Below are 21,447 nucleotides of genomic sequence, written 5' to 3'. Positions count from 1 at the left end.
TAACAACTCGCACAACATATTGTTGGCAAATCTATTGCTTCGAAGGAAGGCATCAAATGCAAAAAAACAGCCGCTCACTCATCGTGAACCGCTGTTTTTTTATTTCACTTTCTAATCGTTGCAACTACCGTTTTTAGAGTAGTCATGCACCTGTATTTTACCGCTAATAATATCAGCTCGAATGGTCTTCATTTTCGCAACCATCTCAGGAGTAACTTGCTTTTCGTTGTATTTATCCAACGCCCAAGACACACCGTTATCAGCAAGGCCAAGCGTGATAAGACCTGGTTTCCAAGTACCTTCTGCAGCCGTTTTATAAGTGTTGTAAGCGGCTTGGTCTACGCGTTTAACCATAGAAGTCAGCATAACGCCTGGATGAAGGTAGTTTTGGTTTGAATCCACACCAATCGCATACTTGCCGGCATCAGCGGCGGCTTGGTAAATACCAATGCCTGTTCCACCAGCGGCGGCAAACACGACATCAACCCCTTGGGAAAACTGACTTTTCGCAAGCTCAGACCCTTTAGTTGGATCCGTAAACGCAGCGCCAGTAGAGCCAACCATGTTTACAATCACTTTATCGTTTGGTGCAATGTATTTCACACCCTGCTTGTAACCGCAGCTAAATTTACGAATCAGAGGAACATCCATTGCACCGATAAAACCAACCGTATTGGTTTTCGTTTTCATGGCTGCTAATGCGCCTACCAAGAAGGATCCTTCTTGTTCTTTAAAAACGATCGACTGTACATTTGGTAAGTCGATAACGCTGTCAATGATACTGAAATGGATATTAGGAAAGTCTTTCGCTACTTTTTCAGTGGCTGCAGACATACTGTAACCAACCGCAACGATTGGTGAGTAACCGCGTTTTGCCAAACGACGAAGACCTTGCTCTACTTGTGCTTCATTTTTTGGTTCAAATTCACGAATCTTTTGACCAGTGTCAGCCGTGTATTTTTTAACGCCGTTATAAACACCTTCGTTAAAAGACTTATCAAATTTACCTGCTTGGTCATATACGACTGCTGGCTTATCATCTGCGGCGTGGACCAAACTTGCTGACATAGCCAGCGCTGTTACGGATGCAAGAAAGACACCTTTCATTCCAATTCCTCTTTCTGTTTTTTTTAATTATGGCGTCGACATGTAAAAAACTGTCTAGCCGGTCAAAATAACTCTATTCGCTGATTATCGCAATCTAAACGCACCAAAAACTCGGTGTTTTTTCAAACTACTCTTTACTGAAAAAAAAACCACTAAAGTTCGTATTTAACACTCAATCTTATTTTCAGCATTTATCATTGTCACTAACCAACTGAGCAATAACCATGCCTATACTAACCAAATGGTTAAGTTTGGCAGTGCAAACAATACACAGTACTGCGTTGACCTTGTCGCACTTCCTTTAAAGGCACGCTACAAACGACACAAGGCTTATCCGCACGACCATAAACAGCAAGCTCTTGTTTAAAGTATCCAGGCTTACCGTCGCCTCCGACGAAATCTTTTAGCGTCGTTCCGCCCTGTTTTATCGCTGCTGATAGCACTGTTTTAATGCACTCAACTAATTTAGCATATCTGGCTTTACTAATATTTCCAGCCATACGGGTCGGACGAATACCTGCCATAAACAAGGCCTCATTTGCATAGATATTCCCTACGCCGACCACAACTTTACTGTCCATAATAAAGCTTTTAATCGCCACTTTACGGCCTTTTGATTTAGCGTAAAGGTAATCAACATGAAACGAATCAGATAATGGCTCTGGCCCTAAATGACTCAACAACTCATGCTGCAGCCAATCATTGGTCGTCCAAAGAATAGCGCCAAAGCGACGCGGATCGGTATAACGCAACCAATGTGTCCCGTTTTGAAGGCAGAAATCCACATGATCATGAAACAAAGGCGGCGTTTCAGGTTCAACAAAATACAAACTGCCTGACATCCCAAGATGAATAATCAAGGTACCTGACGCGGTGTGAATGCCTATGTATTTACCACGGCGAGTCAAGCGAGTAATAATTTGCCCTTGCATCTCTTCAGCCAACGTTGGCGTGATTGGCCATCGTAGTTTAGGCTGACGAATATCAATCCGAGCAATGGATTGCTCAACAAGCAGTGGTTCAATTCCACGCAAGGTAGTTTCTACTTCTGGTAATTCAGGCATAGGGACCTCGACAAAGATGCACGGTGAAAACAATGCTGATGATATATTCAACGGACTCTACTATATAGTAGATACAAAAAAACCGACTCAATGAGTCGGTTCTTTTATAAAGATCGAAAATTATTTAATTTTCGCTTCTTTGTACATTACATGCTGACGTACAACAGGATCAAACTTTTTCATTTCTAGTTTGTCTGGAGTATTACGCTTGTTCTTGTCAGTTGTGTAAAAGTGACCAGTACCAGCAGAAGATACCATGCGAATTAAATCGCGAGCGCCTTTAGAAGCCATGATTCAGTTCCTTATACTTTTTCGCCGTTGGCACGCATTTCAGTAAGAACTGTTTCGATGCCTTTTTTATCGATAATACGCATACCTTTAGAAGATACACGTAAACGGATGTAGCGGTTTTCACCTTCGACCCAAAAACGGTGCCAATGAAGGTTAGGAAGAAAACGGCGCTTAGTACGACGCTTTGAGTGAGAAACGTTATTACCTGTAACAGGGCGTTTCCCAGTAACTTGACATACGCGAGACATAATTAAATACCTTTTGCTATCCAGAAAGATTATTGGAAGTGTGCTTCACTTCCTCAGGCGGAGCATGATTCCTTATGAATCAAAAATATCCCGTACCGAGGAATAGCGGCGCGCATTCTCCCATAAGCAAGAGCCCTGAGCAAATATTTTGTTAAAAAAACGATCAACTTTCAAAAGTTCGTCGTTAAAAAAGCAAAAAAACACCAAATAAGCCGATGAAATCATCAGTACAACACTTTAAGCTCATCGCCACATCATCACGATATCATGCCTCTTTCAGCAAGCGACACTGGCACGCCATCTCCCACAACAAAATGATCCAACAAACGCACATCGACTAAATCCAACGCCTGCTTGATTCTAGATGTAATCGAAATATCGGCCTGACTCGGCTCGGCCACACCACTTGGATGATTGTGCGCTAGGATCACGGCGGCAGCGTTATATTGCAAAGCGGCTTTCACCACTTCACGAGGATAAACCGCCGCCGCATCAATTGTGCCCATAAACAGCTCTTGATAACGAATCAGTCGGTGCTGGCTGTCTAAAAATAAAACAGCAAACACTTCACGCTGAGAGTGACGCAACTGTGCGGACAGATAATGCCGGACATGCTCAGCACTGCTAAACACGGTTTCACGCTTCAACTGCTCTTGCAGATGACGCTTAGACATTTCTAAGACCGCCTGCAACTGAGTATACTTTGCATCACCGAGCCCAAAGCCTTTACAAAAATCTTCTCGACTGGCGGATAGAAGGGAACGTAATCCGCCAAACTGGGTCAATACTTGCCTAGCAAGCTCAACGGCGCTGATTCCTTGAGTGCCAGTACGAAGAAAGATAGCCAACAACTCTGCATCACTTAATGCCTCAGCACCTTGATGAATGAGTTTTTCGCGTGGTCTTTCTTGCTCTGGCCAGTGTTTAATACTCATGATCTACTCCTTGATCCATGTTAATCTTGCACCACTTTAAAGACAGGCGTCTCACTGCTTTAATTATGGAAAACACACTTTCAGTTTTCCTAATAAAAACGGAGATTAACGTTAGCGGCTTCCTGCCTTACGTTATTGCTTTTATATACTAGTCTAGCCTGTAAATCGGCTATCGATTTGAATTGAGAAGTTTTATATGTCAAACCTAGCGAAACAAAATATTCTATTAGGCATTACGGGCGGTATCGCTGCGTACAAAAGCATCGAGCTCATTCGCTTATTAACAAAAGCAGGCGCAGAGGTTCAAGTTGTGCTGACAGAAGGCGCAAAAGCGTTTGTCACAGAAATGACTTTGCAAGCCGTATCAGGTCACGCCGTGCGCAGTACTTTATTAGATCCTAATGCCGAAGCCGGAATGGGACACATTGAGCTGGCTAAATGGGCCGATTTAATCGTTCTCGCCCCTGCTTCCGCAGATTTTATGGCGCGTTACGCACAAGGCATGGCCAATGATTTATTAAGCACGTTATGCCTCGCTACCGAATCCCCTGTTTTGCTCGCTCCAGCAATGAACCAAGCCATGTGGAAGCACCCTGCCACTCAACATAATACGGCGTTATTAGCTAAACGAGGCGTATTGAGCATTGGCCCTGCCGATGGTGCCCAAGCTTGTGGTGACATAGGTCCTGGACGTATGAGTGAACCTCGTGACATTTTTGAGGCTATTGATGCTTATTTTAACCCCTCATTTATGACACAAGACCTGGCTAACCAACATTGGGTAATTACAGCAGGTCCAACCATGGAAGCTATTGATCCAGTTCGCTTTATTAGTAATCACAGTTCAGGGAAAATGGGCTATTCACTCGCTCAAGCGGCACTTGATCGTGGCGCAAAAGTGACGCTAATTAGCGGCCCAGTGCAAGTTCCTGTACCGGCAGGTGTCACGCTTATTTCCGTTAAAAGCGCCGATGATATGCTCGCTGCGTGTGAAACAGCAATGGCTCAACAAGCCGATGTTTTTATCGGTGCTGCTGCCGTCGCAGACTTTAAAATGAAGCAAGCCTGCGATCAAAAAATGAAAAAGCAAAGTAATACGGATGAATTGCAGCTGACCTTGATCAAAAATCCTGACATCATTGCGACGCTCGCCAAAGATAAGCGAGCAAGAATCATGGTGGGGTTTGCTGCAGAAACACAGAACGTCATCGAATACGCGAAAGGTAAACTAGACAGCAAAGGGTTAGACATAATCATCGCAAACGATGTGTCTCGCTCCGACATTGGCTTTAATCAAGACGAAAACCAAGTCACAGTCATTACTAAAAACGACACTTGGTTTCCGGCCAAAGCAGCAAAAACAGCATTAGCCACGGAGTTAGTGAATCTGATTCTACAATACACTCACTCAACCCATTAAATCCCTACTTACAAAATAAAGTGAAGACTATGAAACAAGCTATTCAGTTAAAAATTCTTAGCGACAAAATCGGCAAAGAAATCCCTCTTCCAACTTACGCAACCGAAGGTTCTGCTGGACTTGACCTTCGCGCTTGTCTAGATAAAGCGATTGAATTAGCTCCGGGCGACACCACATTGTTACCGACTGGATTGTCTATTTATATCGAAGATCCTAGCTTGGCGGCAATCCTTCTGCCTCGTTCAGGGCTTGGTCATAAACACGGAATTGTACTTGGTAACCTTGTTGGCCTAATCGACTCAGACTACCAAGGCGAGCTAATGATCTCTTGCTGGAATCGCGGACACATATCTTTCACCATAGAACCAGGTGAACGCGTCGCACAATTGGTACTAGTGCCTGTTGTTCAAGCTGAATTTAATATCGTGACTGAGTTTGAAAGCACCGAGCGCGGCGAAGGTGGGTTTGGTCACACCGGCACTAAGTAATTTTTAGACACAAAACAGTACGAAAAGGTGAGTTTTTCTCATCTTTTCGCACTTTCTCTACTGATTCTCTCACCCATATTTCAGAACCGTAACTAAATTTAGTTTTTAAGCCCTCACTTCGTAATTTTCATACAAATTTCTATAGTTAATCGCTTTGGTTCAGGCTATTATTTCAACCCTAAGTGGTTGCTTACACTCGTCACTGACCATGAACAATCATCGTTTGACGCAGCAACTCAATAAATTATTTTAAAAATGGCTATTTACTGAGCCATCAAGACCCTACTTGTTTAGATCAGGGTATTTTATCGCTAACAGGAGTAAGTTGATCGTGGCTTTTACGCGTGAATCCGCTTTAGACGTTGCCGAAGTACTAAGTGAATCGCTTCCTTATATCCAGCGCTTTGCTGGCAAAACATTTGTTATAAAATATGGCGGCAACGCCATGACTGACGAAGCGCTTCAAGCAGGATTTGCACGCGATATCGTTCTGATGAAAGCCATTGGTATTAACCCAATTGTTGTTCACGGCGGTGGTCCACAAATCGGCGACATGCTGAAGAAGCTAAATATCGAATCCAAATTTATTAATGGAATGCGCGTTACCGACTCAGCAACCATGGATGTTGTAGAGATGGTTCTTGGCGGCCAAGTTAATAAAGACATCGTCAATATGATTTCTCAAGCTGGCGGAAAAGCCATTGGCTTAACCGGTAAAGACAGCCATTTTATTCAAGCAAAAAAACTGTTTGTTAAGTACCAAGCTGAAGGCATGAGCGCACCGGAACAAGTTGATATTGGGCATGTTGGTGAGGTTGCTAGTATTGATATTAGTGTCTTAAAAGTATTAGAAAATAGCGATCTGATCCCTGTTATTGCCCCTATCGGCGTAGACGCTGAAGGCAATTCATACAATATCAATGCAGATTTAGTCGCGGGTAAAGTTGCAGAAGCCGTTGGTGCTGAAAAATTAATGTTACTAACCAATATTTCTGGCGTACAAGATAAGTCAGGTAATGTGTTAACAGGCTTAACAACCACTCAAGTTGACGGACTTATTGCCGATGGAACTATCTATGGTGGTATGTTACCGAAAATCAGCTGCGCTTTATCTGCTGTAAATTCAGGCGTAACAAGTTCGCATATTATTGACGGACGCGTACCTCACGCGACTTTGTTAGAAATATTTACAGACATAGGTGTAGGCACCTTAATTTCTAATACAAAGTCGGCTGAATAGCCTTAGTACTGCATACTAACAATAATTGGTTTGGGAACTGGACAGTCAAATGAGCAACAAGAAAAGCGATCGTCGAACACAGATACTGCAATCTTTAGCTCAAATGCTAGAAAGTAGCCCTGGCGCTCGTATCACGACTGCGGCATTGGCCAAGCAGGTTGGTGTATCAGAAGCGGCTTTGTATCGCCATTTCCCAAGCAAAGCGAAGATGTTTGAAGGCTTAATCGAATTTATTGAAGAATCGCTTTTTTCTCGCATCCATAGAATCGTAAAAGACGAAAGCGACGTGTTAGCTCGCATTGAGATGATTCTGACGTTGATTTTAGGCTTTTCAGAGCACAATCCTGGGATGTGTCGACTACTAACAGCCGATGCCCTCGCTGGTGAAACAGAAAGACTAAGAATTCGTATCGCACAATTGTTCGACCGAATTGAAACCCAACTCAAACAGGTAATGCGTGAAGCCGATTTAAAACAAGGTTTGCGACCGGTTATGGGAGTGGCACCTTGTGCTAACTTTTTACTGGCAGTAATTGAAGGAAAAATCCGCCATTACGTGCGCAGTGAATTTAAGGTGAGGCCGACAGAAGTTTGGTCTGAGCAATGGTCGGCATTAGAAAAAACACTTATGCTCAATCGCTAGCACTGGGACAAAAGAGCCCCAGACACTGAGCTGAACATGGTTCGATTAAGATTCGATACCATACTGCTGACGATAAGCTTTAACAGTATCAAGATACTCCGCAAATTCAGGGGTTGCTTGTTCTGCTAAGTAAGTCATTATGTCATTAAGCGAAACGATACTAACGACAGGCATACCGAAGTCACGTTCGACTTCTTGAATGGCAGATAATTCGCCTTGACCACGCTCTTGACGGTCTAATGCGATCAATACGCCAGCGGGTGCGGCTTTCGCATCTTGAATAATGGCCATAACTTCTCGAATGGCAGTGCCTGCAGTGATAACGTCATCAATAATCATGACGTTGCCAGCCAAAGGAGCGCCAACGAGTGATCCACCTTCTCCGTGGGCTTTTGCTTCTTTACGGTTAAAGACGTAAGGAGTATCCACGTTATGGTGATCGAACAGAGCAACAGCGGTGGTGGTTGCAAGGGGAATGCCCTTGTAAGCAGGACCGAATAAAACATCAAATGGAATATTTGCTTCCATTAATGCGGCCGCATAAAAGCGACCTAACTTTGCTAACGCTTGGCCGGAATTAAATAAGCCAGCATTAAAGAAGTAAGGGCTTACACGGCCAGATTTAAGTGTAAATTCGCCAAAACGCAACACATTTTGCTCGATGGCGAACTCGATAAACTCTTTTTGGTAAGGTTTCATGCCGACTCCAGATAGATTTTAAAAATAGAACAAAGCGCCGCCAAGAACGAGCGAAGCCATGCCAACATTGGATAGGCGCTAATATAACACACGGCTAGGAATTGTAGGGACCAGAAATGAAGGTCATCAGTCTTAATGTAAACGGTATAAGACAAGCTGCCGATCGCGGCTTTTTTGAATGGATGGTTCGCCAGGACCCGGATGTTGTTTGTCTACAAGATATTCAGGCAGACGAAAGAAGCCTAAACGACAGTGTCTTCTTCCCACCTGGATACAACACTTACTTTTTTGACTCGATGGAAGACCCCGAGCAAGCAGGTGTGGCCATTTATTGTAAAACCATGCCAAAAGCTATCATGACTGGCATGGGGTTTCCTGAGTGTGACTTTGAAGGACGCTTTATCCAAGCGGATTTCGAAAAGGTAAGCATTGGCGCTTTCCTAACACCTCATGGCTCCAACCACGAAGACATGCTTCAACAGCATAAATATCGCTTTATGGAAGGATTTAAAAACCATTTAATAAAAACTCGCCGCAAGCGTCGTGAATTCATTTTTTGCGGAACAGCCAATGTTGCTCGGTCGCCCATTGATGTTAGTAGCTGGTTCGTAAATCAGCGTAACTCCGGCTTTTTAGCGGAAGAACGCAAATGGATTAACGAAATTTTCAACGAGCTCGAATACATTGACGCCTTTCGTCAGGTTAATAAGCAAGACAAGCAATATACCTGGTGGCCAGATTACGAACGCGCCTGGAAATTAGATGAAGGCGGTCGTTTGGATTATCAAATCGCGACACCCGGAATTAAGCATTTAATTCAAGGCGGTAGCGTCTATAAAGGTCAGCGTTTTTCTGACCACGCCCCTTTAATCATGGAATACAACATCGATTAATCTATTGAGCAGTGTCGAAAAATATATTGAACAAAGAAAAAAGCCCTCAATCGTTGGATAATCTGACGATTGAGGGCTTTTCTATAACAAGTATTTCATTCTGAGGGCTTGATTGTGAGAGTGACACCATCCCCCTAAAACAGTAATGCTTATACGGATTCTGTGGTTTCAGCTGGCTCTAGTGGCTCAACCGATACACTCACTCTAAGCTGGTGCATATCACCCGGTTTAATGTCATAAGCATCATTCATGGCGTTAGCGGTTTCAACGCAAACAAAACGACGATAATCTTCGTCTTCCATGTCGCTGCGTTTTTTGGCAAGTTCAGGGCCAGGATTCCACAAAACGGTGCTTTGGCTACCCTTGCTACGAACAATAATTTTTCGCTGCAAGCTTGCATCGTGAATTTCACAAACATCAGGCGATTCTAAATAGACACTGTCAATATATTCAAACGGAGACACTATGCCTTTTTGCTGTTTTCGCTCTCCTTTGTCTAATTTGTCGATATAGATAACGCCATCAAGACCATGTACCTGTGTGGTTTTATTATCCCCTACATGAAAATAGGTATGCAGAGCTTCGCTAACCGGCATGGATTTTTCTGATAAATTTGCGGCAGAAAAGTTAATACTGAAACCATCGGCAGAAAAACGAAAAACTTGTCTTAGTTCAAAAGCTTGTGGCCACATTTCTTCAATCAATGGATGCTCTTCAGACGCCAATCGAAGAACTATTTTCACATCGTCATTTTTAAAACGCCCAACCTCAGCAAGCTCCCAACGAAAATAACGTGCTAAACCGTGAGCAGGATAGTCACTGTGTTTTTCGTTCGCTCCAAACCAAGGCCAACAAACCGGCACACCGAAATGGCGGCGACCAAATCGAGTTTTGGCCCCTTCATTTGAAGATTGAAACAACACATCTTCTTGACCAGTAGGTATAAAACTCACTAAATGACCGCCCCATAACGCGATACGCGTCTTAAACCCTGGCTGATCAATAACAATTTCATCACACTCTCTCAGACTTGCTGGCAATATATCACCGCCCAGCGCTTCCAACTCGCGAATCAGTTGGCCATTCATTCAAGACTCCATAAAATTAATCCAGTACGCACATATTAGCCTCAGCCAATACGATTACAATAGTTTGTGCTTATGCTGACCATTTAATCATTCCGATCAGCGCTTTTTAGCGAATAAAACTTAACCTATTTTGCTTTTTAAGCTATAAAGCCAATCAATACGATAGCGCCTTCTACTGAAGCCAAGCGTCATTTTTTTGTTTTTGCTATTATCGACAATCTAGTCAGAGCCAAGTTTTATGAATCAACTTAATGAATCCAAAATCGTCATCGGCAGTGAAGAATGGTGCGCCTTCTCCTCTCTTAACATTCCGGCGGTAAAAGCGCGCATCGATTCTGGCGCAAAAACCTCTTCTTTGCACGCGATCAATATTCAGTATTTTTCACGTAACGGTGAGCAATGGACCAGTTTTGAGGTTCATCCATTACAAGACAACCGCAAAATCACTGTACATTGCGAAGCGCAAATCGTTGATCATCGCGTCATCAAAAGCTCCAGTGGCGATAAAGAAAAACGCCCTGTGATTCGCGCTTCTTTAGCACTCGGTGAAAAATCTTGGGTTGTCGAACTAACGCTCACTGACAGAGACAGCATGGGCTACCGCATGCTGCTAGGTCGCGAAGCAATGAATGGTCGTATTCTCGTCGACCCAGAGGGTCACTGCCTGCTAGGCGATCGAGTACAGAATGACTTAGCTTCTTTATACAAAGCGCCTGAGATGCGCACAGGCGGCCTCAAAATAGGCTTACTGGCTAGTAATCCTGATTTGTACAGCAATCGTCGTATTATTGAAGCCGCTGAAGCACGAGGACATGAAATTCAATTTTTAAACATTAAAAATTGCTACATGAAATTAGACGCAACCACACCGGAGATTCACTATCGCGGCGGCCGAGTTTTAAATGATTTAGATGCCGTAATTCCTCGCATTCGCCCTAGTAAAACATTTTACGCTTGCACCCTATTACGCCAGTTCGAATCCCTCGGTGTGTATTGTTTAAACAACTCAACCGCCATTGCTCAATCTCGCGACAAACTGCGTGCGTTACAATTATTATTGGATAGCGGTCTAGACATTCCTACCACAGGCTTTGCAAACTCTCCTTTAGATACTGGCGACCTAATTGATATGGTCGGCGGAGCGCCATTAATTATAAAACTACTAGAAGGTACACAAGGGACAGGCGTTGTACTTGCAGAAACACGTAAAGCAGCCGACAGTGTGATTAATGCATTTAAAAGCTTAAACGCAAATATTTTGGTGCAAGAGTTTATCCAAGAGTCCAGTGGTAAAGATCTACGTTGCTTTGTGATTGATGGAAAAGTTGTCGCGTCTATTCAAAGAACCGCCGCTGCGGGTGAGTTTCGAGCCAATATTCATCAAGGTGGGCGAGCGGAATTGATTAAAATCACTCAAGAAGAAAAACGAATTGCGATTAAAGCCGCTAAAGCAATGGACCTAAAAGTGGCTGGGGTGGATTTGATTCGCTCTAACAAAGGCCCGCTGTTATTAGAAGTTAATTCATCACCTGGTTTACAAGGAATTGAAACGGCGACGAACCAAGACATTGCGGTGCGCATGATCATGGCGATTGAGAGGCAGCTCGGAGCGCTAAAAGAAGACTAATTAGAGCTAGGATTAGCTGACACCAATAAGCCCATCAGAATCTCTTTTGATGGGCTTATTGGTACGCTAATCAACCCATTGTTTGATTACGCCCCGCATTTTTGGCTTTATATAAAGCCTCGTCTGCTCGCATTAACCAAGAAGACACCATTTGGTCTTTAGGACTTAATTGTGCAACACCTAAACTAATGGTGACTTTTATGTCTCCCTTATCCGTATTGATTGTCAGTGCCTCGATTTTCTTGCGCAGTTTTTCACTGAAGCTCATCGCCCCTGCTAATGCAGTATTAGGCAAAACAATAACGAATTCTTCACCACCATAACGGCCAACAAAGTCCCCTTTACGGGAAGAGGCTATCATCAATTTTGCCACTTCTTTCAGCACAATATCCCCCACTGGATGACCGTAATTATCATTTACATGTTTGAAAAAATCCAAATCGGCCATGACTAAAGAATGAGGCGCTTCTTGCTTCTGCTGATAAGAAGAAAAAATAATGTCGAGCGCTTTCTCTAAGCTTCCTCGATTGTGTAATTCTGTCAGAGAGTCCGTTTTACTTAATTGTTCGAGCTGTTTGTTTGCCGCAGATAACGCCAACTTATGACTTGCAGCATCCGTTACATCATAAACAGTAATACAGACATGCTCGATAGTGCCATTCACATTACTTATTGGACGCAAAGTAATATTTTGGTACATGTAATCAGCTAGCCCTGTGATTGGGCGATAACTATTAAAAGGAAAGAGATAGGCGCGCTGCTCCCAAGAGATAAAAATGGATGTTCTCAAAGCCATTACATTATCTAATTTACGTTTGAGCCATTCTTCATCTATATCTGGAAAAAGACTGAATAATGACTGATTCCTTGCCGTAGACGAACTCTTGCCACTGTGGTTTTCCATAAAACTGTTCCACAAGATCACCTTGTAATGCTGGTCTACTATCACAAGCCCTAGATCAATATGGTTGAGTGTATCAAACAGCCAATGAATTTCTGCCATTTCTTCCATCGAGTTTGTCATTGCTAATCCTCAACCAAATAGGATAATAAATCTTCTAGTACGGGAACGGATTCTTCTGTAAACAGTAGAAGTAAGTCACAACTCACATTGTAGTTTTCAAGTTCGTAGACAATTTCTACCGTTAATGTGCGCCGCCATTTCGATCTTTTCTCGTTAATCAGATTCGCCATGGTAACGTGTTGCCCCAATAAAGCAGGATGTCCAAAACTAAAGTCGATGTTCAATTGCTTGCCGAGTGCATCCATGAAAGGCCCGACCAACACAGAAGAAACCTCCATCAGCAATTCAACTTCCATATCAAAATCAATATCACCTGAAACCTTAAGTAACTTAGCAATATCAGAAAAGCTGGTATCGTTAAAAATAAGCAAGGCTTCAAAGGCAACACCAGAACCAACAAAGCCTTGAGATATGGCAGAATATTGATTGTCTTTTGCACCATAGCTTAGGGCCATCTGTAACTCACTGACCTCTAATATATTGACCTTTGGCACAGGTAACTTAACAAAAACATTCAACATATCGGCCAACACACTGGCCGCTTTTCCCATCGCAATATTGGATACTTCTTGAAGACATTCTGAAAATGAAAAGTCATCAACAACAGAATGGTTAACGTTAAGAGCTTTTTTATTGAGATCTTCTTGCTTCATCAACCCTAACGATAAGAGTGACTGTTGCATGAGGTCAGGTTGGATGGGTTTTTTATAAAACTCTCTAGCCCCCAATTCTTTGACGCGCTGTACCGCTTTCAGCTGCACATCACTAGACACGACCAGCACTTTGGGCGCATGTTCAACGCTCTGCAACGCTTCCAGCGTTTGATATCCATCTTTTACTGGCATGTTCAAATCAAGAAAAAGAATATCAATTTTTTTCTTAATAATTATGTCTAAGGCTTCCTGTCCATTTTGCGCATAATCCACAGTAATATCCCAACTAGCCGGCAATGCCTTTGCTAATTGTTTTCTGGCGACACTGGAATCATCGCAAATCAGAACATTCGTATTCATTTATGCCTTCTCCAACACTTAATAATAACGATTTACTTGTGACTGTGGAGATCAAAAAAACTCTGATAACATCACGAGGCTTGATATTTTCCCTACATTAGGAAACCTTCTACACCATAGACAGCAATGCTTTAACGATCAGGTGTTCGTCATATTTTTCTGCTTTCTGGGAAATTAACGGTGTTTTTATTACCTCTACCCCTAATGCAAACAATTTATGCTCATCTATAACACCATAGTCGTATTCATCGTCTAAAAGTAAATAATCCAGTCCACCAAAGGAAATGTCTTGTAGTGATTTTGTATCAACGAGTACCGTAGAAACCAATCGCTCAACCTGCGTCATTAACGACAAACCAAATTGCTCTGGATCAAAACCCAAATTTGGTATGTAAACTTTAGGGTTTGGGTTTTGACAGATAGCACGACCGACGCCCTCAGGCATCAAGTTAGCTAACAAACTGCTATAAAAACTACCGGGTGGATAACAGATCAAATCAGTACTTTCGATCATATCTCGACGGTCATCGGCAATTCTTCTATTGATAGGAGACACCGTTTTTAGCCCTTTGTTCAGCCACATGCGCTTTATCGGACTTTCCAATACCGCATTTTCTTTACCCGTAATACGATGCTGCCCAAGAACCAACTCTCCCGTCTCAAGCTCTACGCCTAAATGATAAGGCGAATCTAAGATGGTTTTTACTTCACCGAGTGTTTTCGTCAGACGAGAAAACAGAAACACGATAGGGTCTAACTGCTGCTGGTTATTTAGATAACCACCGGAAATAATAAGGTTACCAATACTGGCTCCACGCAAATCAAACGTAGCGCTGATTTTTTCTTGTATCACACTCAACTGAGTTTGAATTAACGCTCGCATCGGATTAGGTATTGGTTTAATCAGGGGGTGTTCACCCGCCACCAGCTGTTCAAGTTCTCCCCTAAGCACATCTAGCGAAAGTGACATCTCAAAGCGATGGGTGAATAACGCATACACCTCTGGCTGCCCCATAACGGTTTCGTCTGCCAATGCCATTAACCGACTGCGTAAGTCCCCAACCGCTGGCATATCAAATTCCGCTCTTAAGCGAGCTGAACTGCCACCAGAATCAAAGGGCGTTACTAAATGAATAGAGTGATGGGTATATTCTTTAAGTACTCGGCTGATTTTATTCAGCGCAGAACCGCCACTAAAAAACAATACTTTGGGCCCTTGCTCTGGCAAGCTCTGATAGCGATGAACGCGAGTAAAATCTGGCATTTTCATACGCCGCCAAATGCGGTAAGTACTGGACATATAGACCTCAGAAACATGGAATACGCACTACCTTAAATAACCTCGAACATGACAACAAGAGGAAAAATGTTAACGTGTTAATCAGTAGTGTTTATGGATAACTCAGAAGAGTGATGGCTCTCTTACAGCCGCATTATCGGCATTATCAAGATTCGTGTACACCGCGTCTAGTATTTGGTTTTTCAACCGACCTAGCGCACAATGAAAAACTTATCCTATTCAGGCAATGGAACGTATTTTATGGCAATGACAGGGCTTCTTGCACTACTCGACGACATTACTACTTTACTTGATGACGTCGCCGTCTTTTCTAAAATTGCAGCAAAGAAAACAGCTGGCGTATTAGGGGATGATCTGGCCTTAAATGCGGAGCAAGTCTCTGGCGTCAAAGCCGACCGTGAACTGCCTGTTGTTTGGGCCGTTGCTAAAGGCTCTTTTATTAACAAAGCAATATTAGTGCCTCTTGCTCTCGCGATTAGCGCTTTTATTCCTTGGCTTATCCAACCATTATTAATGGTTGGTGGAGTATACCTTTGTTATGAAGGCGCAGAAAAAGTTTTGCATGTGTTTCAACATCGCCATGACGATAAGAGTAAAATACACAAGGAAATTGAGAAAAAAAAAAGCCTCTCTGACAAAGAACTACTCTCATTAGAAAAAACCAAAGTTCGTGGCGCGATTCGTACTGACTTTGTTTTATCATCTGAAATCATTGTCATTGCGCTTGGCACAGTAAATGGTCAGCCCTTATTAATTCAAGCGATCGTCGTAAGCATAGTCGCGTTACTCGTTACCGTCGGTGTGTACGCATTAGTCGGCTTAATCGTTCGTCTTGATGATATTGGCCTACATCTCACTCGGTCCAAAACAGCACTAACAAAGACGATCGGATCAGGCATATTAAGAAGCGCCCCTTGGGTGATTCGCCTACTTTCTATCGTAGGTACCATTGCGATGTTTTTGGTCGGTGGAGGGATTTTTGTACATGGTCTACCTGTGCTACATCATCTTGCCCAAGAAGCCGTTTCTGGGGAAATAACACAACTGCCCATTATGAACTCTATGATTAATATCGGAATCAGTTTGCTTGTTGGCGCCCTACTAGGAACCGCCGCAACGTGGGGGATTTCTTTATTTCAAAAGGGCGATGCACACTAAGACTAATGCATCAGCCCTTTGACAGTATTATCGATTCGTCAGTAGATATTCTGCAAACTCGGCAAAGCCAAAACCGCCTGGTTGCTGAGTTTGAAATTGCGGTGGATATTGCATAACGGGTAAATGTTGAGCGATATTTGCCACTCCCACACTCAATGGAAAACGCGCAAACATGCTTTCGTCATTTGGCGCATCACCAACATACGCAACCTGCTGACGACCAGCGTCTTCACTAAGACCATAACGCTCTTTCAACACTCTTTCAGCCATTGCAAACTTATCATAACCAACACGGCTAATATTAATATGAATGGAACTGACTTTCACATTGAGGCCTTGCTCTAACAGGACTTTTACACAAGCGTCTTTTTCTTCAATCGCGGCAGGTTTTACATCTTGCGCATAATCAATTGCCACATCCGTTAACCGATAGGACTGATCTCGGGCAAGGCGGAGAGATGGAAAAGCCGTTAGTGCTTGTTGAACCTTTGCCAGAATATCCGCTTGATCTGCTCTCATTTGTGCTTCATCACGCCAAAAGGTGTAATCCAACACACCGTCTGTATTTGCAATAAAACAACCGCCACCTTCCGTAATAACACCTTCAACAGGGAGTGTACGAGCGATCATGTCTGACCAACCAGCACAGCCACCCGTCACAGGGATAACCCTAATGCCTGACTCAGTTAAGCGTGTTAAAGCCGCTAGAGTTTGCTCTGGTAAACGCCCATGCCATGTTAGCGTGTCGTCCACATCTGTCAGAATAAATTGAACACCCTGACAAGCTTGAGTTGTTAAGTTCTCAAGTGATTTGATTGACATATATATCCTAAGTAACTAATTCCACTTTAACGCCAGCAGACACTAAAAGCTGCTGCCTCTGTAACGTCATTTCATCACTAAAAAAGCGGTCGATCTTAGAAAAAGGCTGAATCCGTGCCATGGCTTTACGATTCCACTTATGCTGATCTGCAACCAGAAATGCATGACGGCTTTGCTCCACCAGCACTCGACTCACTGCCGCTTCTTCTGGATCAAAATCCAAAAGCCCTTGCTCTTCATCTAAACCACCACACCCTAAAATGCCATAATCAAAATAGTATTGGCGTAACCCAGCTAAGGTTTCTTCTCCTACTAAGTCATGATGTTTATGACGTAATTTTCCAGCTAAGACACGTACTTGAGTATCTGACCGCATACCAAAAATACTCGCCACGGTGAGATTGTTAGTAAAAACTTGCAGCTTTTGATGATTCAACAAGGCCCTACTCACATACTCAACGGTCGTACCAATCCCTAAAAACAGTGAAGATCCATCAGGAATTTCCCGTGCAACGCTTTCTGCAATGGCCATTTTGGCTGCAACATTCAGAGTATGACGATGCTCAAACGATAGGTTTTCAATACTAGAAACCGGCGAAATGCCACCATGTGTACGCCTTACTAGATTCTGCTCTGCAAGCTGATTAATATCCTTACGGATCGTTTGAGAAGATACGTCAAACTGCGCCACCATATCTTCTACTAGTAGACTATCTACTTGCTGAACCCAGTTTAATATTTGACTCTGTCTATCGTTTAAGCTCAAACCCATTACCCTATTCGACTAAATTAACGCGGCAAATTGAGTTGGATCATCGGTAATAATGACGTCCATACCCCATTCCCAATGATTCGCCACTAGCTGTGAATCATTAGCGGTATAACACATCAGCTTATAACCTTGCGCTTTCACTGCTTGCGCCTGTTCTTTGGTTAGCGAGGCATAGTAGCAATTCAGACTATATGCATGAATCTGCTCTAGCTGCGTTTGCCAGTCTGCTGGAATATCTTCATAAAGCTGACCAAGATAACGCTGCGGATCCAGATCAAAAACCATACGTAAAGCAGCGTGATTAAAGCTAGAAATTAAGAGCTTATCGTTATCAATCCAGTATTCTTTTAGAGCATCTAATACTGTTGGCACTATATTTTCTATATCAGCAGTATCGTGCTTTATCTCTAGATTTAATCCCATACCAAGTGATTGGATACACTCTAATGCCTCTATCAAGGTCGGGACTTTTTCCCCTTCGAATTCAGAACCAAACCACGCACCTGCATCTAATGTGCTGACGACAGCAGGATCGGCTTCTCGAGTAACGCCAGAGCCACTGGTGCAACGATCTAATGTTGCATCATGGAAAATAATCAAGCCGCCTTGAGCGATCAAATAGACATCAATTTCAACCCATTTAACCCCAGTTGCCGCAGCGGCACGAATAGAAGCCAGCGTATTCTCAGGGCCTAACAAAGAAGCACCACGGTGCCCCATTACCTTTGTTTTTAAAATGTCTTTTACTAAAGCCGTTTTTGTTTGCATAAAAGCCTCACAAACGTTGTTGGGTAACAGCATCAAACAGGTGCCAATGCTTCGCAGGCGCAATTAACCACATATAACTACCAATTTCAGGCAAATGAGGTCCAGCCAATCGTATAACCATAGGTTTGGGTTGACCGCTACCGTCTTCAAGTAAGCCGTGGATTAATGTTTCAGCGCCTAGAGACTCTACCGCTTGCACTTGCAAAGAGAAATCGGCATTTGCCTCATCACTTTGTTGTAAATGTTCTGGGCGGATGCCCCATATCACAGAGCCACGATGAGCATGAGACATAGGTAAGCGAGTCTTATCCGACAAAACAATGCCTTCTTCAGTCATCATGGCATCAAACAAATTCATCGAAGGAGAACCAATAAATTCAGCAACAAACGTCGTAGCCGGTTTATCGTATAGTTCCATCGGTGTACCAATCTGCTCGGCTTTACCCTTGTTAAGCACAACAAGACGATCTGCCAATGTCATGGCTTCTACTTGGTCATGCGTTACGTAAAGAGTTGTCGTTGCTAATTTACGTTGCAACTGACGAATTTCAACGCGCATCTGTACGCGAAGTTTTGCGTCTAAGTTAGACAAAGGTTCATCGAATAAAAACACTTTCGGATCGCGTACCATGGCACGACCCATAGCCACACGCTGGCGCTGTCCTCCTGACAATTGACCAGGACGACGGTCTAACAATTCGTCTAAGCCCAACATATTAGCAACATCCGTTACTTTGGCTTGGCGCTCTTCTTTGGGCACACCACGATTTTTAAGGCCGTATTCCATATTGGCGCGCACCGTCATATGTGGGTACAGCGCATAGTTTTGAAAAACCATCGCAATATCGCGGTCAGCAGGCTCTTTGTCGTTTACACGATTGCCTTTAATCAACAAGTCGCCTTGAGTAATTGTCTCAAGACCTGCAACCATGCGCAGCAATGTCGATTTACCACAACCTGAAGGGCCAACAAGAACGATGAACTCACCTTCTTCTATGACTAAATCTATACTTGGTATCGCTTGGTAACCATTTGGGTAGGTTTTACCTATGTTCTTTAATACTAAATCGGTCATTGCTTACTTCTCCGCGTCAACCAAGCCTTTAACAAATAATTTTTGCATTCCTACCACAACAGCTACAGGAGGAAGCATCGCCAATAAAGTTGTTACCATCACATAATTCCACTGAATGTCGCCATCAGGAACGGATAACATACTTTTAATACTCATCACCAAAGTGTAATAAGTATCGTCTGTGGTGATGATCAGCGGCCAAAGATATTGGTTCCAACCGTAAATAAACATAATCACAAACATCGCCGCGATATTAGTACGCGACATAGGTAACAAGATGTCGAAAAAGAAACGTATCGGACCCGCGCCATCAATCCGCGCCGCCTCGACCAACTCCCCAGGAATCGACATAAAACACTGACGAAACAAGAAAGTCGCCGTGGCACTGGCGATCAAAGGTAAAATCAAACCACTGTACGAATTCAGCATGTTCAAATTAGCAATGACCTGATACGTCGGCACAATGCGCACTTCCACCGGCAACATCAGAGTCATAAAAATCACCCAAAAGATCGCCCCACGAAAAGGAAACCGGAAGAACACAATCGCATAAGCAGAAATAATTGAAATTGCGATTTTACCAATGGTAATGCCAAGCGCCATGATCAAGGAGTTTAACAACAGGTGCCACACTGGAATTTGCAGTGTACTGCCCGCTTCAGCAAATAACACATGCGCCCAATTCTGAACGCCGTGATCACCAAACCACAGAGGGACGCTACCGGAGTTAAACGATCCTTCTGGTTGCGTTGAACCCACTAAAGCAACCCACACAGGCAAAGCAATAATCAACACACCGAACACTAAAATAAAGTGGCTAAACATTTTTAGCCAAGGGCGATTCTCTATCATTAGTATTGCACCTTACGCTCAATGAAACGGAACTGTATGACCGTCATGAGACCGACAATTGCCATCAACACAATAGACTGAGCAGCTGAACCGCCACTGTCTAAACCAATAAAACCATCTTTAAATACTTTATAAACTAAGGTATTTGTACTGCCGTCTGGACCACCTTGGGTCGTGGTATCGATAACACCAAACGTATCAAAAAAGGCATACACCAAATTAACAACCAATAGGAAAAAAGTCGTAGGCGATAAGAGAGGAAAAACGATATCCCAAAAACGTCTGAAAGAGCTGGCACCGTCAATCGCCGCGGCCTCAATCAAAGAGCGTGGAATCGCTTGCAACCCAGCCAAGAAAAATAAGAAGTTATAGCTGATTTGTTTCCACGTGGCAGAAATCACCACTAGAATCATTGCTTGATCGCCATTGAGGAAATGGTTCCAATGCAGACCGATACGGTCTAAAAATAAAGCAATGGGACCAATATTAGGATCAAACAGTATCCACCAAAGCACCCCTGCAAGCGCTGGAGCCACCGCGTATGGCCAAACCAATAATGTTTGGTACACCATTTTTCCACGAATAACTCGATCAGCCATCACAGCCAACCAAAGCGCCACACCGATTCCTAAAAAGGCCACTGAGAAACTAAATACCATGGTGACGAGCATGGACTTGTAATACAGAGGATCGCTAAAAAGATCGACGAAGTTTTCGAGACCAACAAACTGCTGACTCAAACCAAAAGCATCTTCACGATAAAATGCTTGAAGAACCGCTTGACCCGCTGGCCAAAGAAAGAAAATCGCCGTGATAATTAACTGTGGTAACACCAGTAAGTAGGGCAGCTTTTTTTGAGGAAAATAAACAGACATAACGTCACTCGAACAGAAAACTAGAAATCAAAAATCCCTATCTGC

Annotated in this window: 23 protein-coding genes and 1 pseudogene; 8 read left to right on the top strand and 16 right to left on the bottom strand. The window is 43.3% G+C overall.

Annotated features, from left to right (window positions below; all coding sequences use genetic code 11):
* Positions 1-111 precede the first annotated feature (111 nt).
* From E0D70_RS03560 to radC, 5 genes are all read right to left on the bottom strand, one after another.
* Positions 112-1,107 (bottom strand): BMP family lipoprotein, encoded by a 996-nt coding sequence (locus E0D70_RS03560; RefSeq protein WP_133010893.1) that lies wholly within the window; start codon positions 1,105-1,107, stop codon positions 112-114.
* A 245-nt stretch (positions 1,108-1,352) separates the two neighbouring features.
* On the bottom strand, positions 1,353-2,171 hold the full coding sequence (gene mutM / locus E0D70_RS03555; protein ID WP_133010892.1) for a bifunctional DNA-formamidopyrimidine glycosylase/DNA-(apurinic or apyrimidinic site) lyase: 819 nt from the start codon (positions 2,169-2,171) through the stop codon (positions 1,353-1,355).
* A gap of 120 nt (positions 2,172-2,291) precedes the next feature.
* Entirely contained in the window at positions 2,292-2,462 is a 171-nt protein-coding gene (gene rpmG, locus E0D70_RS03550; protein WP_123096784.1) for a 50S ribosomal protein L33, read from the bottom strand.
* A gap of 11 nt (positions 2,463-2,473) precedes the next feature.
* A complete protein-coding gene (gene rpmB / locus E0D70_RS03545; protein WP_133010891.1) occupies positions 2,474-2,710 on the bottom strand; it encodes a 50S ribosomal protein L28 in 237 nt (78 codons plus the stop codon).
* 257 nt (positions 2,711-2,967) lie between these two features.
* On the bottom strand, positions 2,968-3,645 hold the full coding sequence (radC, locus tag E0D70_RS03540) for a RadC family protein (protein WP_133010890.1): 678 nt from the start codon (positions 3,643-3,645) through the stop codon (positions 2,968-2,970).
* A gap of 196 nt (positions 3,646-3,841) precedes the next feature.
* Here radC and coaBC point away from each other — a divergent pair, with 196 nt between their 5' ends.
* From coaBC to slmA, 4 genes are all read left to right on the top strand, one after another.
* Complete coding sequence (gene coaBC, locus E0D70_RS03535) at positions 3,842-5,065, top strand: bifunctional phosphopantothenoylcysteine decarboxylase/phosphopantothenate--cysteine ligase CoaBC (protein ID WP_133010889.1); 1,224 nt, start codon at positions 3,842-3,844, stop codon at positions 5,063-5,065.
* Between the two features lie 29 nt (positions 5,066-5,094).
* Complete coding sequence (gene dut / locus E0D70_RS03530) at positions 5,095-5,553, top strand: dUTP diphosphatase (protein ID WP_133010888.1); 459 nt, start codon at positions 5,095-5,097, stop codon at positions 5,551-5,553.
* Positions 5,554-5,884: 331 nt separating this feature from the next.
* Positions 5,885-6,793: an acetylglutamate kinase gene (gene argB, locus E0D70_RS03525; protein WP_133010887.1), complete on the top strand. Its 909-nt coding sequence runs from the start codon at positions 5,885-5,887 to the stop codon at positions 6,791-6,793.
* 49 nt (positions 6,794-6,842) lie between these two features.
* Positions 6,843-7,436 carry a nucleoid occlusion factor SlmA gene (gene slmA / locus E0D70_RS03520; RefSeq protein WP_133010886.1) on the top strand — a complete coding sequence of 198 codons (594 nt, stop codon included), beginning with the start codon at positions 6,843-6,845 and terminating at the stop codon, positions 7,434-7,436.
* A 45-nt stretch (positions 7,437-7,481) separates the two neighbouring features.
* On the opposite strand, the gene pyrE is transcribed toward slmA, so the two are convergent.
* On the bottom strand, positions 7,482-8,135 hold the full coding sequence (gene pyrE, locus E0D70_RS03515) for an orotate phosphoribosyltransferase (protein ID WP_133010885.1): 654 nt from the start codon (positions 8,133-8,135) through the stop codon (positions 7,482-7,484).
* A gap of 116 nt (positions 8,136-8,251) precedes the next feature.
* On the opposite strand from pyrE, the gene E0D70_RS03510 reads away from it, so the two are divergent.
* On the top strand, positions 8,252-9,028 hold the full coding sequence (locus tag E0D70_RS03510) for an exodeoxyribonuclease III (protein ID WP_133010884.1): 777 nt from the start codon (positions 8,252-8,254) through the stop codon (positions 9,026-9,028).
* Positions 9,029-9,177: 149 nt separating this feature from the next.
* Here E0D70_RS03510 and E0D70_RS03505 read toward each other — a convergent pair whose 3' ends face one another.
* Positions 9,178-10,116, bottom strand: coding sequence for a D-hexose-6-phosphate mutarotase (locus E0D70_RS03505; protein WP_133010883.1), 939 nt, complete (start codon positions 10,114-10,116; stop codon positions 9,178-9,180).
* 238 nt (positions 10,117-10,354) lie between these two features.
* On the opposite strand from E0D70_RS03505, the pseudogene E0D70_RS17830 reads away from it, so the two are divergent.
* Both E0D70_RS17830 and rimK read left to right on the top strand, forming a co-directional pair.
* Positions 10,355-10,759 (top strand): annotated as a pseudogene (locus E0D70_RS17830) (ATP-dependent zinc protease family protein); the annotation flags it as partial.
* Positions 10,760-10,834: 75 nt separating this feature from the next.
* On the top strand, positions 10,835-11,743 hold the full coding sequence (gene rimK, locus E0D70_RS03500) for a 30S ribosomal protein S6--L-glutamate ligase (protein WP_207923193.1): 909 nt from the start codon (positions 10,835-10,837) through the stop codon (positions 11,741-11,743).
* 70 nt (positions 11,744-11,813) lie between these two features.
* On the opposite strand, the gene E0D70_RS03495 is transcribed toward rimK, so the two are convergent.
* From E0D70_RS03495 to E0D70_RS03485, 3 genes are all read right to left on the bottom strand, one after another.
* Positions 11,814-12,767, bottom strand: coding sequence for a sensor domain-containing diguanylate cyclase (locus E0D70_RS03495; RefSeq protein WP_133010881.1), 954 nt, complete (start codon positions 12,765-12,767; stop codon positions 11,814-11,816).
* Between the two features lie 2 nt (positions 12,768-12,769).
* Positions 12,770-13,780 (bottom strand): response regulator, encoded by a 1,011-nt coding sequence (locus E0D70_RS03490; protein WP_133010880.1) that lies wholly within the window; start codon positions 13,778-13,780, stop codon positions 12,770-12,772.
* A gap of 109 nt (positions 13,781-13,889) precedes the next feature.
* A complete protein-coding gene (locus tag E0D70_RS03485; protein ID WP_240536963.1) occupies positions 13,890-15,044 on the bottom strand; it encodes a GAK system CofD-like protein in 1,155 nt (384 codons plus the stop codon).
* Positions 15,045-15,281: 237 nt separating this feature from the next.
* Between E0D70_RS03485 and E0D70_RS03480 the strand changes: the two genes are divergently transcribed.
* A complete protein-coding gene (locus tag E0D70_RS03480) occupies positions 15,282-16,238 on the top strand; it encodes a DUF808 domain-containing protein (protein ID WP_338068566.1) in 957 nt (318 codons plus the stop codon).
* 27 nt (positions 16,239-16,265) lie between these two features.
* Here the strand turns inward: E0D70_RS03480 and E0D70_RS03475 are convergent, their stop codons facing one another.
* From E0D70_RS03475 to ugpA, 6 genes are read right to left on the bottom strand one after another with little or no spacing between them, the layout of a single operon-like run.
* A complete protein-coding gene (locus tag E0D70_RS03475) occupies positions 16,266-17,060 on the bottom strand; it encodes an HAD-IIB family hydrolase (RefSeq protein WP_133010878.1) in 795 nt (264 codons plus the stop codon).
* A 7-nt stretch (positions 17,061-17,067) separates the two neighbouring features.
* A complete protein-coding gene (locus E0D70_RS03470; protein WP_133010877.1) occupies positions 17,068-17,826 on the bottom strand; it encodes a DeoR/GlpR family DNA-binding transcription regulator in 759 nt (252 codons plus the stop codon).
* Positions 17,827-17,844: 18 nt separating this feature from the next.
* Positions 17,845-18,600: a glycerophosphoryl diester phosphodiesterase gene (locus tag E0D70_RS03465; RefSeq protein WP_133010876.1), complete on the bottom strand. Its 756-nt coding sequence runs from the start codon at positions 18,598-18,600 to the stop codon at positions 17,845-17,847.
* A gap of 7 nt (positions 18,601-18,607) precedes the next feature.
* The gene (locus tag E0D70_RS03460) at positions 18,608-19,675 is read right to left on the bottom strand and encodes a sn-glycerol-3-phosphate import ATP-binding protein UgpC (RefSeq protein WP_133010875.1); all 1,068 of its coding nucleotides are present in this window, start codon (positions 19,673-19,675) and stop codon (positions 18,608-18,610) included.
* A 3-nt stretch (positions 19,676-19,678) separates the two neighbouring features.
* Entirely contained in the window at positions 19,679-20,527 is an 849-nt protein-coding gene (ugpE, locus tag E0D70_RS03455; RefSeq protein WP_133010874.1) for a sn-glycerol-3-phosphate ABC transporter permease UgpE, read from the bottom strand.
* Positions 20,527-21,402, bottom strand: a complete 876-nt coding sequence (ugpA, locus tag E0D70_RS03450; RefSeq protein WP_133010873.1) for a sn-glycerol-3-phosphate ABC transporter permease UgpA — start codon at positions 21,400-21,402, stop codon at positions 20,527-20,529. The genes ugpE and ugpA overlap by 1 nt, the downstream gene beginning before the upstream one ends.
* Between the last annotated feature and the right edge of the window lie 45 nt (positions 21,403-21,447).

It is taken from the genome of Marinomonas flavescens (genome assembly GCF_004352835.1).
Lineage (GTDB): Bacteria > Pseudomonadota > Gammaproteobacteria > Pseudomonadales > Marinomonadaceae > Marinomonas > Marinomonas flavescens.
Note: the sequence above shows the minus strand (reverse complement) of the source record. Positions and strands in the feature narration are given on the sequence as shown.